General features: G+C 73.3%; 16 protein-coding genes. 8 read left to right on the top strand and 8 right to left on the bottom strand.

Features of this window, described 5'->3' with window-relative positions:
• Positions 1 to 83 precede the first annotated feature (83 nt).
• Positions 84 to 1,262 (top strand): threonine synthase, encoded by a 1,179-nt coding sequence (locus tag AC27IY_RS29135; protein ID WP_487179856.1) that lies wholly within the window; start codon positions 84 to 86, stop codon positions 1,260 to 1,262.
• On the opposite strand, the gene AC27IY_RS29130 is transcribed toward AC27IY_RS29135, so the two are convergent.
• Genes AC27IY_RS29130 through AC27IY_RS29120 form a run of 3 tightly spaced genes read right to left on the bottom strand, consistent with a single transcriptional unit; the run spans position 1,259 to position 4,709 of the window.
• Positions 1,259 to 1,921 carry a hypothetical protein gene (locus AC27IY_RS29130; RefSeq protein WP_487179855.1) on the bottom strand — a complete coding sequence of 221 codons (663 nt, stop codon included), beginning with the start codon at positions 1,919 to 1,921 and terminating at the stop codon, positions 1,259 to 1,261. The two genes, AC27IY_RS29135 and AC27IY_RS29130, sit on opposite strands and share 4 nt — an antisense overlap.
• Entirely contained in the window at positions 1,918 to 4,389 is a 2,472-nt protein-coding gene (hrpB, locus tag AC27IY_RS29125) for an ATP-dependent helicase HrpB (RefSeq protein WP_487179854.1), read from the bottom strand. Before hrpB ends, AC27IY_RS29130 begins: the two co-directional genes overlap by 4 nt.
• Positions 4,386 to 4,709, bottom strand: coding sequence for an ArsR/SmtB family transcription factor (locus tag AC27IY_RS29120; protein WP_344208037.1), 324 nt, complete (start codon positions 4,707 to 4,709; stop codon positions 4,386 to 4,388). Before AC27IY_RS29120 ends, hrpB begins: the two co-directional genes overlap by 4 nt.
• Before the next feature lie 93 nt (positions 4,710 to 4,802).
• Between AC27IY_RS29120 and AC27IY_RS29115 the strand changes: the two genes are divergently transcribed.
• Together AC27IY_RS29115 and AC27IY_RS29110 are read left to right on the top strand one after the other, a co-directional pair.
• Complete coding sequence (locus tag AC27IY_RS29115) at positions 4,803 to 5,939, top strand: MFS transporter (protein WP_423451165.1); 1,137 nt, start codon at positions 4,803 to 4,805, stop codon at positions 5,937 to 5,939.
• Positions 5,940 to 6,036: 97 nt separating this feature from the next.
• Positions 6,037 to 6,729: a hypothetical protein gene (locus tag AC27IY_RS29110; RefSeq protein ID WP_344208035.1), complete on the top strand. Its 693-nt coding sequence runs from the start codon at positions 6,037 to 6,039 to the stop codon at positions 6,727 to 6,729.
• Here the strand turns inward: AC27IY_RS29110 and AC27IY_RS29105 are convergent.
• Together AC27IY_RS29105 and AC27IY_RS29100 are read right to left on the bottom strand one after the other, a co-directional pair.
• Positions 6,681 to 7,550, bottom strand: coding sequence for an undecaprenyl-diphosphate phosphatase (locus tag AC27IY_RS29105; protein WP_423477675.1), 870 nt, complete (start codon positions 7,548 to 7,550; stop codon positions 6,681 to 6,683). The two genes, AC27IY_RS29110 and AC27IY_RS29105, sit on opposite strands and share 49 nt — an antisense overlap.
• Positions 7,551 to 7,591: 41 nt before the next feature.
• Positions 7,592 to 8,401 carry an NAD(P)H-binding protein gene (locus AC27IY_RS29100; RefSeq protein ID WP_423477674.1) on the bottom strand — a complete coding sequence of 270 codons (810 nt, stop codon included), beginning with the start codon at positions 8,399 to 8,401 and terminating at the stop codon, positions 7,592 to 7,594.
• A 74-nt stretch (positions 8,402 to 8,475) separates the two neighbouring features.
• On the opposite strand from AC27IY_RS29100, the gene AC27IY_RS29095 reads away from it, so the two are divergent.
• The 3 genes from AC27IY_RS29095 (at position 8,476) to AC27IY_RS29085 (ending at position 10,169) form a co-directional block, all read left to right on the top strand.
• Positions 8,476 to 9,405 carry an AraC family transcriptional regulator gene (locus tag AC27IY_RS29095; RefSeq protein WP_423477673.1) on the top strand — a complete coding sequence of 310 codons (930 nt, stop codon included), beginning with the start codon at positions 8,476 to 8,478 and terminating at the stop codon, positions 9,403 to 9,405.
• Positions 9,402 to 9,914 (top strand): HAD domain-containing protein, encoded by a 513-nt coding sequence (locus tag AC27IY_RS29090; RefSeq protein ID WP_423477672.1) that lies wholly within the window; start codon positions 9,402 to 9,404, stop codon positions 9,912 to 9,914. The genes AC27IY_RS29095 and AC27IY_RS29090 overlap by 4 nt, the downstream gene beginning before the upstream one ends.
• Before the next feature lie 63 nt (positions 9,915 to 9,977).
• A complete protein-coding gene (locus AC27IY_RS29085) occupies positions 9,978 to 10,169 on the top strand; it encodes a PspC domain-containing protein (RefSeq protein ID WP_091080088.1) in 192 nt (63 codons plus the stop codon).
• Here AC27IY_RS29085 and AC27IY_RS29080 read toward each other — a convergent pair.
• The gene (locus AC27IY_RS29080) at positions 10,154 to 11,020 is read right to left on the bottom strand and encodes an alpha/beta fold hydrolase (protein ID WP_487179853.1); all 867 of its coding nucleotides are present in this window, start codon (positions 11,018 to 11,020) and stop codon (positions 10,154 to 10,156) included. The two genes, AC27IY_RS29085 and AC27IY_RS29080, sit on opposite strands and share 16 nt — an antisense overlap.
• A gap of 64 nt (positions 11,021 to 11,084) precedes the next feature.
• Between AC27IY_RS29080 and lipB the strand changes: the two genes are divergently transcribed.
• On the top strand, positions 11,085 to 11,723 hold the full coding sequence (gene lipB, locus AC27IY_RS29075) for a lipoyl(octanoyl) transferase LipB (protein ID WP_487179852.1): 639 nt from the start codon (positions 11,085 to 11,087) through the stop codon (positions 11,721 to 11,723).
• A 52-nt stretch (positions 11,724 to 11,775) separates the two neighbouring features.
• Here the strand turns inward: lipB and AC27IY_RS29070 are convergent, their stop codons facing one another.
• Complete coding sequence (locus tag AC27IY_RS29070) at positions 11,776 to 13,308, bottom strand: amino acid permease (RefSeq protein WP_364459618.1); 1,533 nt, start codon at positions 13,306 to 13,308, stop codon at positions 11,776 to 11,778.
• A 156-nt stretch (positions 13,309 to 13,464) separates the two neighbouring features.
• On the bottom strand, positions 13,465 to 14,010 hold the full coding sequence (locus AC27IY_RS29065; RefSeq protein WP_423477669.1) for a type 1 glutamine amidotransferase domain-containing protein: 546 nt from the start codon (positions 14,008 to 14,010) through the stop codon (positions 13,465 to 13,467).
• A 117-nt stretch (positions 14,011 to 14,127) separates the two neighbouring features.
• Between AC27IY_RS29065 and AC27IY_RS29060 the strand changes: the two genes are divergently transcribed.
• Positions 14,128 to 14,397 (top strand): heavy-metal-associated domain-containing protein, encoded by a 270-nt coding sequence (locus AC27IY_RS29060; protein WP_091080098.1) that lies wholly within the window; start codon positions 14,128 to 14,130, stop codon positions 14,395 to 14,397.
• The last annotated feature ends 1 nt before the right edge of the window (position 14,398 follow it).

Raw genomic sequence — 14,398 nt, 5'->3', positions numbered from 1 at the left:
TCTAGAGTGTGCAGGGTTTCACTCATTGTCGCGAGATGTTGCGCGAGATGGCCCCCAGATAGCAACCGATAGGATCCGAACATGTGATCCGCACCACCTCACTCGCCACCGGCCAGCGCTCACTCGGCGACCGCGACACCGTCCACCCGCTGTTCCCGCCCCTGACCCGCGGCTGCCCCGCCACCAGCACCGGCGAGCTCGCCTACCCGCTCGAGGTCGTCTACGACTACGACCGCGTCGACCGCCGCCTGTTCGACCAGGAGCCCGGCCCCGACCTCGCGCGCTGGGCGCCGCTGCTGCCGCCGCTCGCCGCGCCCACCCTGGGCGAGGGCGGCACCCCGCTGGTGGAGCTGGACGGCGTTTTCGTCAAGGACGAATCCCGCAACCCGACCTGGTCGCACAAGGACCGGCTCACCCGGGTCGCGGTCAGCGCCGCCGTCGCGGCGGGCGCGCCGGGCGTCGTCGTCGCCTCCTCCGGCAACCACGGGGCCTCGGCCGCCGCCTACGCCGCCCGCGCCGGGCTGCCCGCGATCGTGCTCGCCTCGGCCGCGTCGCCGCCGGCCGTGCAGGCGTTCGTCCGCGCGTACGGCGCCCGCGTCCTCTCCGTCCCGGTCGAACGGCGCTGGCCGCTGCTCCGCGAGATCGTGGACCGGCTCGGCTACCACCCGGTCAGCAACCAGACCGTCACCCACACCGGGCACCCGTTCGGTCCCGAGGGCTACAAGACCATCGCCTACGAGCTGTTCCTGCAGCTCGGCGCGGTGTCCGCGGCGGTGTTCGCGCCCACGGGCTACGCCGAGCTGCTCTTCGGCATCTGGAAGGGCTTCACCGAGCTGCGGCTGCTCGGGCTGAGCGAGGCGACGCCACGCATGTACGCCTGCGAGAGCGCGGCCGGCGGCCCGCACGCGCACGCCCTCGACACCGGCGCCCCCGCCGCGATCGTCGAGACCGGGCCGAGCGCGGCGTACAGCATCCTCGGCGGGGTCGGCGGCCACCGGGGCGTGCTGGCCGTGCGGGAGAGCGGCGGCGAGGCGGTCAGGGTGAGCGACGACGACCTGCGGGCGGCCCAGCGCGACCTCGCCCGGCACGGGCTGTGGCAGGAGCTGTCGGGGGCGGCGGGGCTGGCCGCGTACCGGAGGCTGGGGCGCGCGTTCGACGGGCCGGTGGTGTGCGTCGCGACCTCCAGCGGGTTCAAGGACCTCGGCGTCGGCGCGCGGACCTTCCCCGTGACCGAGAACCCCACGCTGGACGACCTGCGCTAGCCCTTCAGCAGGACGCGCAGCGGGCCCGCGGTGCGGAAGCCGTGGCGCAGGGGGGTGGCCGGGTCCCGCTCGTAGCCGACCACCGGGCGGCCGGGGAAGCGGGCGGCCGCCGCCGCGACGACGGCGGCCCAGACGGTGTCCTCGTCGCAGCCCGTGGCGAACACGTTGGAGACGCCGACGACCCGCTCGCGCGGCGTGAGCACGCAGCCGCAGACCGGCTCGCCGTCGATCCGGCCGTACAGGACGCTCACCTCGGCGAGCAGCGCGGCAGGGAACAGCCCGCTCATCTCGCCGTCGAAGCACGCCCGCTCCCACTCGGGCAGCGTGTCCGGCGTGGCCTCCTCCCACAGGACCGGGGACGGGCGCGTCACCGGCGCGGGGTGGTGGATCCACTGGGCCTCGAACAGCACGTCGAAGCCCGGCAGGTCGAGCGTGGCGAAGCTGTCCTTGACGCTCGCCCCGGAGCCCGCGTCGATGACGCCGAGCACGTCGGCGGCGGTCGCGGCGGGGGAGAGCGTCACCGCGTCGGGATAGTACGGCGGCGTCCTGACGGCGCTGGTCCAGGCCCGTTCGGCGAACGCGCCGCCTGAGCCGTGGGCGCGGCACATGGTGTCGCACCACTCGGCGTTGTCGCGGGCGGCCAGCTCGGCGATGCTCATGGGCGGTTCCTGGGGTTCGTACGGCGGGTGGGCGGCGCGGTCAGCGGGTCCTCCGGCCAGGGATGCTTCGGATAGCGGCCGCGCAGCTCCGCGCGTACGGCACGATAGCCCTCCGCCCAGAACGAGGCGAGATCGGCCGTCACCGCCGCCGGGCGGCCCGCCGGGGACAGCAGGTGCACCAGCACCGGCACGCCCGAGATCCGCGGCGTCTCCCGCAGGCCGAACAGCTCCTGCAGCTTCACCGCCAGCACCGGCTGCTCACCCGAGTAGTCGACGCGCACGTGCGACCCGCTCGGCACCTCGACGCGCTCGGGCGCGGCCACGTCCAGGCGCTCGCTCCACGGGACCAGCCGGCGCAGGGCCTGGGACACGTCGATGCGCTCCAGGTCGGCGCGGCGGCGGGCGCGCGACAGCTCGGGCTCCAGCCACCGGTCGGCCAGGGCCACGAGGTCGTCCACGGGCGGCCAGGGGTCGCCGAGCGCCCGGTGGCAGAAGGCCAGCCGGTCGCGCAGCTCCTTGGCCTGCCTGGTCCAGGTCAGCACGTCCTCCGTACGCAGGCCGTGCAGGAGGGCGGGGCGGACGTCGGCGCCCTCGATCGGGGCGGCGGACAGCTCGATCGCGCCCAGGCGCTCGACGGTGCGGGCCACGACGTCGCCGCGCCGCCCGCCGGGCGGCACCCGCCACTCGACCTCGTCCTCGTACGTGACCGGATGGGCGAGCCTGGCGATCTCCTCGTCGATGGCCACCGCCTGGCGGACCCGCGCCGAGGCCGCGCCCGTGGGGCGGTCGGCCACCGCGACGGCCAGCCACGGCGCGCTCTGGAGCCGGGAGCCGTCGGGGAGCAGGGCCTGGGTGCCCGAGGCCATCAGGTAGCCGCCGCCGCGCCGGCGCGCCACCCGCTCGGGGAACGCCAGCGCCACGACCAGCCCGGCCACGACGTCATCGGACGTCGCGCCGGAAGCGGCGGGCGCCTCCGGGCCGGGAGCGGCGGACGCCCCCGGGCCGGGAGCGGCGGGCGCCTCCGGGTCGGGCGCTTCCGGGCTGGGGGAGGCGGTGCGGCGGAGGCGGCGGGTCTCCTGGCGCCAGCGGGCGGCGAAGCCGGTGCCGCCGCGCCGTGCCGTACGCCAGACCTCCACGAGGTCGTCGCCGGCGTCCCTCGGCAGCTGCTCGGAGAGCAGGGCCACCACCTCGGCGGCGCGCGGCCCGCCGTCGAGCAGCGCGCGGGCCAGCCGAGGGTGGACGCCCGCGAGCGCCATCCGCCGCCCCCGCTCGGTGACCTTGCCGGCGGCGTCCAGCGCGCCGAGCGCGGTGAGCGTGCGGGCGGCGGCCGACATGGCGGCCGGGGGCGGCGGGTCGAGCAGCGCGAGGCCGCTCGCGTCCGGGTCGCCCCAGCAGGCCGCCTGCAGCGCGAAGCCGGTCAGGTCGGCGAGCGCGATCTCCGGCTGCGGCTGCTCGGCCAGCCGTTCGTGCTCGGCCTCGGTCCAGCAGCGGTAGACCGCTCCGGGCGCCTCGCGGCCCGCCCGGCCGGCGCGCTGCCCGGCCGCCGCCTTCGACACGCGTACGGTGGTCAGCGAGCCGAGCCCGCGCGCGTGGTCGGTGCGCGGCTCCCGCGCCAGCCCCGAGTCCACGACCACCCGCACCCCGGGGACGGTCAGGCTGGACTCGGCCACGGACGTGGCGAGCACCACGCGGCGGGCCGCGCCGGCGGCGAGTACGGCGTCCTGCACGTGGGCGGGCGCCTGGCCGTGCACCTGGAGCACGTCCACGTCGAGGCCCGCGAGCAGCCCGGCCACCCTGGCGATCTCGCCGACGCCCGGCAGGAAGCACAGCACGTCGCCCTCGCGTTCGGCGAGCGCCCGCCTGACCACGGCGGCGACGTGCGCGAGCAGGGCCGGATCGACGCGCAGGCCGTGCGGCGGCGCGACCGGGCGCGGCGGCGGCGCCCAGACGGTCTCGACCGGGTGCGCCACGCCGCTCGCCGCCACCACGGGGCCGCCGAGCAGGCCGGACCAGCGCCCGGCGTCGGCGGTGGCCGAGGCCGCGACGAGCCGCAGGTCGGGGCGGAGCATGGCGCGCACGTCGAGCAGGAACGCGAGCGCGGTGTCGGCGTCCAGGTGCCGTTCGTGGCATTCGTCCAGGATGACGGCGTCGATCCCGGCCAGCTCCTGGTCCCGCTGGAGGCGCTGGAGCAGCACGCCGGTGGTGACCACCTCGACCATCGGGTTGGCCCCGGTGTGGCGTTCGCCGCGGATGGTGTAGCTGACGCCCATGCGCCGGGCGGCGGCGCGCACCGCGAGCCGGCGCGGCTCGGCCACCAGCACCCGCATCCCGGCCTCGGCCAGGGCGAGCGGGACCACGGTGGTCTTGCCGGTGCCGGGCGGCGCGGTCAGCACGGCCGTCCCCGGCCCGTCGAGAACGCTCAGCAGATCGGGCAGGACGTGCCGGATGGGCAGCGTGCCGGCGGTCACGGGCGGGCCGCGCCCAGCACGGAGTTGAGCACCGAGTCGAGCAGACCGGGGAAGCGGCTGTCGAGGTCGTCGCGGCGCAGGCTCATGTACTTCAGCCTGCCCACCTGCTTGGTGAGCACCACGCCCGCCTCGCGCAGCATGCGGTAGTGGTGCGAGGCCGTGGACTTGTGGACGCCGAGGTCGTCGCCGGCCACGGTGCAGGTCATCTCGCCCGCCACGGCGAGCCGGGCGACGATCTCCAGCCGTACGGGGTCGGACAGCGCCCGCAGCACCTCGGTGAGCTCGATGTCCTCGGTGGCGGGGTGAGGCAGCAGGCGCATGGCTGGAACCCTACCTTCGTCCAATGGTTTGACAACAATCCAACTATAAGTCAGTTTGATGGACGTCCAATTGTTGTGTCGTTGGAGGCTTCATTGAGCGCGCGGCTCTACCCCCTGGCCGTCGGGAACTTCGCCCTCGGCACCGGCATGTTCGTCACCGCCGGGCTGCTTCCGCCCATCTCGGCCGACCTCGGCGTCTCGCGCTCGGCCGCGGGGCAGCTCATGACGGTGTTCGCGCTGGCGTACGCGGTGCTCTCACCCCTGCTGGCCGCGTTGACGGCCCGCCTGCCGCGCAAACGGCTGCTGCTGCTCGCCATGGCCGTCTTCGTGGCGGGGAACGTGCTGACCGCGCTCGCGCCGACGTACGCGCTGGTGCTGGCCACGCGGGTGGTCGCGGCGGCGGGCGCGGCCATGTTCACCCCGACCGCGTCCGGCGTGGCCAACGCGCTGAGCACGCCGGAACGGCGCGGGCGGGCGCTGGCGCTGGTGATGGGCGGGCTGAGCGTGTCGTCGGCGATCGGCGTGCCGCTCGGCACCTGGCTGGGCGGCGAGGCCGGCTGGCGGGCCACGCTCTGGATGGTGACCGGGCTCGGCGTGCTGGGGTTCGCCTGGGTGGCCGCCGTGGTGCCCGAGGTCAGGATGCCCGTGTCCGGGCGGCTGCGCGAGCGCTTCGCGCCGCTGGCCGAACGGCCGGTGCTGGCGGTGCTGGCGACGCAGTTGCTGATGTTCGCGGCGGGGTTCACCGCCTACACCTATATCGGGTCGCTGTTCGACCTGCCGCTGACGGCCGTGCTCTGGGCGTGGGGGCTCGGCGGCGTCGCGGGCAACCAGCTCGGCGGCCGGCTCACCGACCTGTACGGCCCCCGCCGGATGATCATCCTCGGCCTGGCCGCGTCCACCGTCTTCCTGGCCCTCATCCCGGTCGCCAACCTGGCCCTGCCCGTCGCGCTGGTGTGGGCGTTCCTGTGGGGCGCGCTCGGCTGGCTGGTGGCCCCGCCGCAGCAGTTCAGGACCGTGGCGGCGGTGCCGGACAACGTGCCGATCGGGCTCGGGCTGCTGTCGTCCGCGCAGTACCTCGGGCTGTTCGTGGCGGGGCTGGCGGGCGGCGCGGCGCTCGACTGGTTCGGCAGGACCGGGGTGACGGTGGTCGCCACCGCGTTCGGGGTGGCGGCGCTGGTCGTCACGGTGGCCACGTACCGGCCGGCGCGGACGCCGGTGCCGGCCGCCTGACCCCGCCCGCCGGGCGATCTTCTCACTCCGGCAGCGGACGGCGGATCGTCCGGCAGGTGGACGACCGCCCGCGGAGGCGGCGCCTACCGTTCGCGGCATGTTGAAGAACCAGGTGACCTTCCGCCGCGTCACGGCAGGCGTCCTGCTGATCGTGGCCCCGCTGCTCCAGGCGATCGCCGTCGTCGTCGACCCGGGAACCTGGGGCGACGACCGCGAGGCGGTCAGCTTCGGCGACAACCCCGCGCTCGCGCAGGTCCAGTCCGCCCTCTACCACTGGTCGTGGATGCTCATGGCCGTCGCCGTGCTCGGGCTCGTGCACTTCACCCGGCGCAGGGCCAGCGTGCTCGGGCACGTCAGCGGCGGCCTGACGATCCTCGGCTACCTCGCGCTGTCGGCGCTGCTGATGATCGACCCCGTCGAGTGGTATCTCGGGCAGCACAACTCCCCCGAGCAGGCGCAGAAGATCCTCGACGAGATGCTGAACCTGCCCGGCGTCATCTTCGGCTTCCAGATGCCGTGGATGTTCTTCGGCCTCCTCGGCCTGCCGGTGGTGCTGCTCGCGGTCTGGCGGGCCGGCGCCGTGCACTGGTGGGTGCCGCTGGTCGTCGGCGTCGGCTACGTCGGCTCGTTCGGCGTCGCCTACGGCCCGCTCACGGTGCCGTTCTGGGTCGCGCCCGCCGCGGCGCTCGGCTGGGTGGGCGTGAAGGTGCTGCGGATGGGGGACGCGGCCTGGGCGGCGTACTACCCGGCGCCGGTGCCCGCCTCCGTGACCGAGGGCGCGCCCGCCTGAGGGTCGAGCCAGCCCATGCTGACCGCGAAGAGGATGAAGAGCCCCAGGAGGATCCGGTAGACGACGAAACCGGTGAACTTGTGCGTGCTGATGTAGCGCAGGAACCAGGCCACCGCCGCGTAGCCGACGGCGAACGAGATGACGGTGGCGAGGATGGTCGGCCCCCAGTCGGGGGCCGGCCCTTCGCCGATGTCCTTCAGCTCGAACAGCCCCGACGCCAGCACGGCGGGGATGGCCAGCAGGAACGAGTATTTGGCGGCGTCCTCGCGGCGGTAGTCGAGCAGCAGGCCCGCGGTGACGGTGCCGCCCGAGCGGGACACGCCGGGGATCAGCGCCAGCGCCTGGGCGAAGCCGTAGACGACGGCGTGGGTGAAGCTGAGATGGCGCTCCAGCGTCAGCTTGTTGCGGGCCGTGTGGTCGGCGAACCACAGGATGACCGCGAAGACGATCAGCGTCGTGCCGACCAGCCGCAGGTCGCGGAAGACGGTCCCGATCTGGTCCTTCAGCAGCAGGCCGAGGATGCCGATGGGCAGCGTGCCGGCGATGACGTACCAGCCCATGCGGGCCGCCCAGTGGCCGCGCAGCTCCTTGTCGAACAGGGATCTGGTCCAGGTGGAGATGATCTCCCAGATCTCCTTGCGGAAGTAGATGAGCACCGCGGCCTCGGTGCCGAGCTGGATGACCGCGGTGAACGCCGCGCCGGGATCGGGCCAGCCGGCGAAGGCGGAGACCACGCGGATGTGGGCGCTGGAGGAGATCGGCAGGAACTCCGTGAGCCCCTGGATCAACCCCAAGATCACCGCTTCCAGCCAGCCGATCACGCGGACACCCCTCCAGAACGTGCAAAGTGACGAAGGCGAGGCTAGCGGAACCGGTGGGCGTTGGCGCGGGCGAAGTCGGCGAAGTCCCGGGCCGGCCGGCCGAGGGCCCGCGGCACGCCGTCGGCGACGCTCGCGTTGCGGCCGTCCAGGATGCCGGTGAACAGCGCCGACAGCCCTTCCGCCTCCTCTCGCGGCACGCCGTGGGCGACGGCCCCGGCCACGTACTCCTCGGGCGTCACCCGGGCGAAGACGACCGGCCGGCCGACGGCCGCCGCCAGCTCCTCGGCCGCCTGGGCGAACGTCAGCAGCCGTGGTCCGGTCAGCTCGTACACCTGGCCCGCGTGGCCGCCGTCCCCGGCGAGCGCGGCCGCGGCCACGTCGGCGATGTCGTCGGCGTCCACGAACGGCTCCGGCACGTCCGCGGCCGGCAGCGCGATGACGCCGGCGCGCACCGGCTCCAGGATGAAGCCCTCGCTGAAGTTCTGCATGAACCAGCTGCAACGCACGATCGTCCACTCCGCGCCGGACTCCTGAACCGTGCGCTCGCTCGCCTGCGCCTCCGGCTCGCCCCGGCCCGACAGCAGCACCAGCCGGCGCACCCCGGAGCGCACGGCCAGCTCGGTGAACGCCTTCATGTCGTCGTACGCGCCGGGGAAGGCCAGGTCGGGATAGTAGGAGACGTACGCGGCCGTCACGCCCTCCAGCGCGGCGGGCCAGGTCGAGCGGTCCTCCCAGGCGAAGGACGGCGTGGCGGAGCGGGAGCCGACGCGCACGCTCAGCCCGCGGGCGGTGAGCCGGTCGGCGACGCGGCGGCCGGTCTTGCCCGTGCCGCCCAGAACCAGAATCGTCATGCGTCCAGTAAGCCGCCTAGCCGTGAGACTCTCCATGGTTGAGAAGCGCACAGGCATATGCGATCGTCTAACCCATGGATCAGCTCGCGGCGCTACTGGACGGCCCGCGGGCCCGTGGCGCCTTCCTGCTGCGCTGCGTCCTCGACCCGCCGTGGTCGATCCTGGTGCGGGACGAGGCCCCGCTGTCGGTGACCGCGCTGGTGCGCGGCGAGGCGTGGGTGCTGCCCGACGGCGGCGAGCCGGTACGCCTCGGGCCGGGCGAGGTGGCGATCAACCGGGGGCCGGAGCCGTACGTGGTGGCCGACCGGCCCGGCACCGCGCCGCAGATCGTCATCCACCCCGGCCAGCGCTGCACCACGCTCGACGGCAGCACCCTCCACCAGGCCATGGACCTGGGGGTGCGGACCTGGGGCAACGCCGCCGACGGCGGGACCGTGATGCTGACGGGCACGTACACGATGGAGGGCGAGGTCAGCAGGCGGCTGCTGGAGGCGCTGCCGCCGCTCGTCGTGCGGCCGGGCGGCCCGGTCATCGGCCTGCTCGGCGCGGAGATCGACAAGGACGAGCCGGGCCAGGAGGCCGTGCTCGACCGGCTGCTCGACCTGCTGCTCATCGCCGTGCTGCGGGCGCACTTCGCCGCCCACGAGGCCCCCGCGTGGTACCGCGCGATGGGTGACCCCGTCGTGGGCAAGGCCCTGCGCATGCTGCACCACAATCCCGCCCACCCGTGGACGGTCGCCGCGCTGGCCGCCGAGGTCGGCGTCTCGCGGGCGGCGCTCGCCCGCCGCTTCACCGACCTGGTGGGGGAGCCGCCGATGGCCTTCCTCACCGGCTGGCGGCTGGCGCTCGCCGCCGACCTGCTGCGCGAGCCCGACGCCACGATCGGGGCGGTGGCCCGCAAGGTCGGCTACGGCAGCCCGTTCGCGCTGAGCGCGGCCTTCAAACGGGTACGCGGCGTGAGCCCCCAGGAATACCGGCGGCAGCCGGCCGGAGCCGTCGGGTGAGACCGCTGCTGCTGCTCGACGTGGACGGCGTGCTCAACCCGATCGGCCGCCCGCCCCCGGGCCACCGGCGCTACCGCTGCGTCGTCGACGGCGAGACGTACGTCGTGCGCCTCAACCCCCGGCACGGCCGGCAGCTGCTCGACCTCGCCGAGGCCACCGGGGCGGAGCTGGTGTGGGCGACGACCTGGGAGGAGCACGCCAACGACTGGATCGCCCCGCGCATCGGCCTGCCCTCGCTGCCCGTCGTCACGGTGAACGCCGCCACCGCGCCGGTGAGCGAGCACGGCGAGATGTTCAAGACCCCGGCGGTGGCCGCGTACGCGGGGCGGCGGCCGTTCGTCTGGTTCGACGATCAGGTGTGGGCCGAGGACGAGGAGTATCTCAGGGTCCATCAGGGTGTCGGCGATTTCCTGCTCGTGCACGTGGATCCCGCACACGGACTGACCAGCGGTCATCTGGGCACTGCATGGGAGTGGCTGACCCTTACAGGGTTTTCTCAGGGTTCCTGACGGGAGTCCTGAGCGCGGCCCCGTCCGTTGGCCCAGTAGGTCGAGAGAAACGGAAGGAACACCATGTACCGCTCCCGAGAGCACAGAATCCTCGCCGGCGTCTGCGGCGGCATCGCCGACAAGACGGGCATGCCCCCCACGCTGGTCCGGATCCTCTGGCTGCTCCTCTCCCTCATCCCCGGACCGCTGTGGGTCGTCTACGTCGCCATGTGGATCCTCGTCCCGGAGGAGCCCAAGGGCTACCGCACCGTCTGATCGAGCGCTGTCTGATCCAGCCAGTTCCGCAGGGTCCCGGCGAACCACACGGGGTCGTCGAGCCACGGGAAGTGGCCCGCTGACGGCTGCACCACGAGCTCGGCACGGGGGAACAGGCCGGCGACCTCGGACATGGCGGCAGGCGGGCCGGCCACGTCCACCTCGCCGGCCAGCACGAGCACCGGCGCGTCGAGTGCCTTGAGCGCGGCGCGCGTGGCCGCCGGGTCGAAGGCGCCCTCGGCGCCGAACCCGGCTGCCGCCTCCCGGCTCAGCCGCCGCTCCCCGTCGGCGTGGTGGGCCCGCGCGGGCGCGTCCCAGCGCCCGTAGGTGAAGGGGGCGATGAGCGAGCCGTCGCCGGGCCGGCCCTCGCCCGCCGTGATCCGCTCCAGCGCCGCGTACGCCTCGGCGAACCAGGGCTCGGCGGCGCGCGAGCGGGCGACCTCGCGCCGCGCCTCCCCGGCGATGTCGACGCCGACGGCCCGGGTGCTGGGGGTGATCAGGACGAGGCGGGCGATCCTGGCGGGGTGGCGGGCGGCGTACCGGACCGCGAGGTTCGCGCCCCCGCAGTGACCGAGGAGGTCGAGACGGTCCTCGCCGAGGTGCGCGCGCAGTGCCTCGACGTCCTCGGCCTGCCGGTCGCACCGGTACGAAGCCGCGTCGGCAGGCGTCGCCGAGTCCCCGGTGCCGCGCAGGTCCAGGGTGATCACCCGCCGGTGCGCGGACAGCCCGCCGAGGTCGCCCAGGTACGCCGACGCCTGCGGCCCGCCCGGCAGGCAGACGAGCGGCCGGCCCCCGGAGCCGTGGACGTGGTAGGCGAGGGTGGTGCCGTCATGGGCGGCGAAAGTCGGCATGGCGGGCATTCTGGCAGGCGTCCCTGGCGTCCGCGGCGTTCCGGCGGCGGCATATCCTCGAACCATGAGGGCAAGGCCGTTGACACTCCTCCAGGACGATCTCGTCGACTACGACCCCGCGATGGAACGCATGACCGACCTCGTCGGGCAGCGCCAGCGGGACGAACGCCCCGACACGCTCTGGCTGCTCAGCCATCCGTCCGTCTACACCGTCGGCCGCCGCACCCCGGCGGCCCACCTGCCCGACCCCTCGCACGGCATCCCGGTCGCCGAGACCGGCCGCGGCGGGCAGCTCACCTACCACGGCCCCGGGCAGCTCGTCGGCTACCTGATTGTCAAGCTCGCCGAGGACGAGGGCATCGTCGACTACGTGCGCGAGGTGGAGCTGCGCCTGGTGGAGGCGCTGGGCAAGCTCGGGCTCCCGGCCGAGCGCCGCGACACCCCGCCCGGCTCCGAGCTGCTGACCGGCGTCTGGACCTCCGAGACCGACCGCAAGATCATCTCCATCGGCATGCGGCAGAGCCGCGGCGTCACCAGCCACGGCTTCGCGCTCAACGTCGACGGCGACCTCACGCCGTGGAACTGGGCGGTCGCCTGCGGCATGCCGGACGTCGACATGACCTCGCTCCAGCGCGAGCTGGGCACGGCCTCGATGGACGAGGTCCGCAAGGTCGTCGCCGAGGCGTTCGAGGCGTCCACCTGAGGGCCCGCCTGAGGGCCTGCCCGCCCCGGCCGGCAGGCCCCCCGGAGGACGGTCAGACGGTCTCGGTCTCCTCGTCGACGGTCCGGCGCGGGCCGGTGAACCAGTGGCGGGCCGACAGGGTCCACCACAGCGCGATGAGGACGAGCACGACGCCCACCGCGATCGGCGCGTAGTTCACCGACGTCCAGGTGAAGTCGTCGCCGCCCGGCACGCCGGCCGGGCTGAACGGCATGATGAAGTAGATCGAGACGATCACGATCTCGACGCAGGCGATCCAGCACAGCGCCTTGTACTTGCGTCCGAGGGTCCACGGTCCCGGCTGGAAGGCGTCGCCCATGCGCAGGCGGAGCCAGATCGGGATGAGGAAGGCCAGGTAGAGGCCGATGACCGCGATCGACACGACGGCGTAGAACGCGACCGGGGTGGTCAGGCCGGCGGGGGCGTAGAGCGCGGGCAGGGTGATCAGGGCGGCCACCACGCAGCCGGCGATGATGGCGTTGACGGGCGTGCGGTTGCGGTCCACCTTCGACCACAGCCGCCAGCCGGGGACCGCGCCGTCCCGCGAGAAGGCGTACGTCATCCGCGACATCGAGGTCACGCAGCTCATGCCGCAGAAGAACTGGCCGATGGTGGAGATGGCGAAGACGGCCGTGGCGAGCGGCGAGGACAGCGCGGTCTCGAAGATGGCGCCGACGAATCCGCCCTGCTTGTTGAGCTCGTCCACGTTGGTGGCGGCGAACAGGAACGCCAGCAGCAGGATCCAGCCGCCGATCGCCGAGTAGAAGATCGACTGCCACAGGCCGCGGGCGGCGGTCCTCGCCGCGCCCTGGGTCTCCTCCGAGACGTGGGCGCAGGCGTCGAACCCGGTGATCGTGTACTGGGTGAGCAGGAAGCCGAGCGGCAGCACGTACAGCCAGAAGGGCAGGCCGTCGGAGCCGTCGCCGAAGCCGGAGTTGTTGTTGGTGCCGCCGAAGACGAAGCCGAGCGACTGGTGGTCGGAGGGGGCGAAGACCAGGATCGCGACGACGACCACGGCGCCCGCGACGTGCCACCAGACGGAGACGTTCTGCAGCAGCGAGATGAGCCGGTGGCTGAAGATGTTGATCAGGGCGTGCAGGGCGAGCACGATCACGAACAGCAGGAACGTCTGCGGGAGCGTGCCCTCCCACGCGCCGCCGGTCAGGCGGGACAGGACGATGTTGAGGAACGTGGCGCAGCCGTAGTCGACCGACGCGGTGACGGCGATGAGCCCGATGAGGTTGAGCCAGCCGGTGAACCAGCCGTGGATCGGCTTGCCCATCTTGGCGGCCCACCAGTAGATGCCGCCCGCCGTCGGGTAGGCCGAGACCAGCTCGGCCATGCAGAACCCGATGATGAGGATGAACAGCGAGATCACCGGCCAGCCCCACGAGATGGCGATGGGGCCGCCGTTGTTCCAGGCCTGTCCGAAGGTCGTGAAGCAGCCGGCGAGGATCGAGATGATGGAGAAGGAGATGGCGAAGTTCGAGAATCCGCTCCAGGTGCGGGCCAGCTCTTGCTTGTAGCCGAGCTCGGCGAGTCGCCTGGAATCCTCGTCAACGGACATGAGGTCTCCCTGGGGGGCGCGGAGGACGCTCTGTATGGTCTACGTCTAGACCATTTCCTGCCGTGGGACAAGGCGTTACAGGCGGGTTTCGATCTCGTCAGGACCGGACGGCGACGGCCGGCGACCTTCACGAGGTCGCCGGCCGCCTGATGCGGGTCACCCGCCGAACGCGTCGGTGGCCGCCTGGCAGAACGCCTTCAGGTCGTCCGGCTTGCGGCTGGTGACGAGGGTGTTCGGGCCTTCGGTGTCCACCACGACCTCCTGGTCCACCCAGGTGGCGCCGGCGTTGCGGAGATCGGTCCGGAGGCTGGGCCACGAGGTCATCGTGCGCCCGCGCACCACGTCGGCCTCGATCAGCGTCCAGGGCGCGTGGCAGATGGCCGCGACCGGCTTGCCGGCGTCGAAGAACGCGTGGACGAACCGTACGGCGGCCGGCTGCATGCGCAGGAAGTCCGGGTTGGCGACGCCTCCGGGCAGCACGAGGCCGTCGAAGGACGCCGGGTCGGCGGTGTCCACCGTGTCGTCCACGGCGAACTCGTCGGCCTTGTCCAGGTGGTTGAACCCCTGGATCTGCCCGGAGTCGGTGGAGATCAGCTTGGGCGTGCCGCCCGCCTGCTTGACCGCCTTCCACGGCTCGGTGAGCTCCACCTGCTCCACGCCCTCGGGCGCGACGAGAAAGGCGATGGTCTTGCCGTTCATCATGCGAACCTCCTATGAATCAGCCGTTTTCTCCCCCCTATCCGGCCGTGCCGGATGTATGCGTCTTTACCCTAGGGGGGTATAGTGCCCGGTGAACGTCACTGTGAGGAGGGAGTCGTCATGACCGTCACGACATACCAGGTCGAGGGCATGACCTGCGGCCACTGCGTGAGCTCGGTGACCGAGGAGGTCGGCAAGGTGGCCGGCGTGAGCGGGGTCGAGGTGGACCTGGCGTCCGGGGCCGTGACCGTGACGAGCGCCGCGCCGCTCGACGCGGACGCCGTGGAGGCCGCCGTCAACGAGGCGGGCTACGAGTTGGCCGGCCGGATCGAGCTGCTGCCCCAGGCGGGCGGCGGCGGGTGCTGCGGCGGCTCCTGCGGCTGCGGCTGAC

Source organism: Nonomuraea sp. B208 (assembly GCF_057536035.1).
The sequence above is the reverse complement of the archived record's forward strand: the minus strand, read 5'-3'. Positions and strand labels throughout refer to the sequence as shown.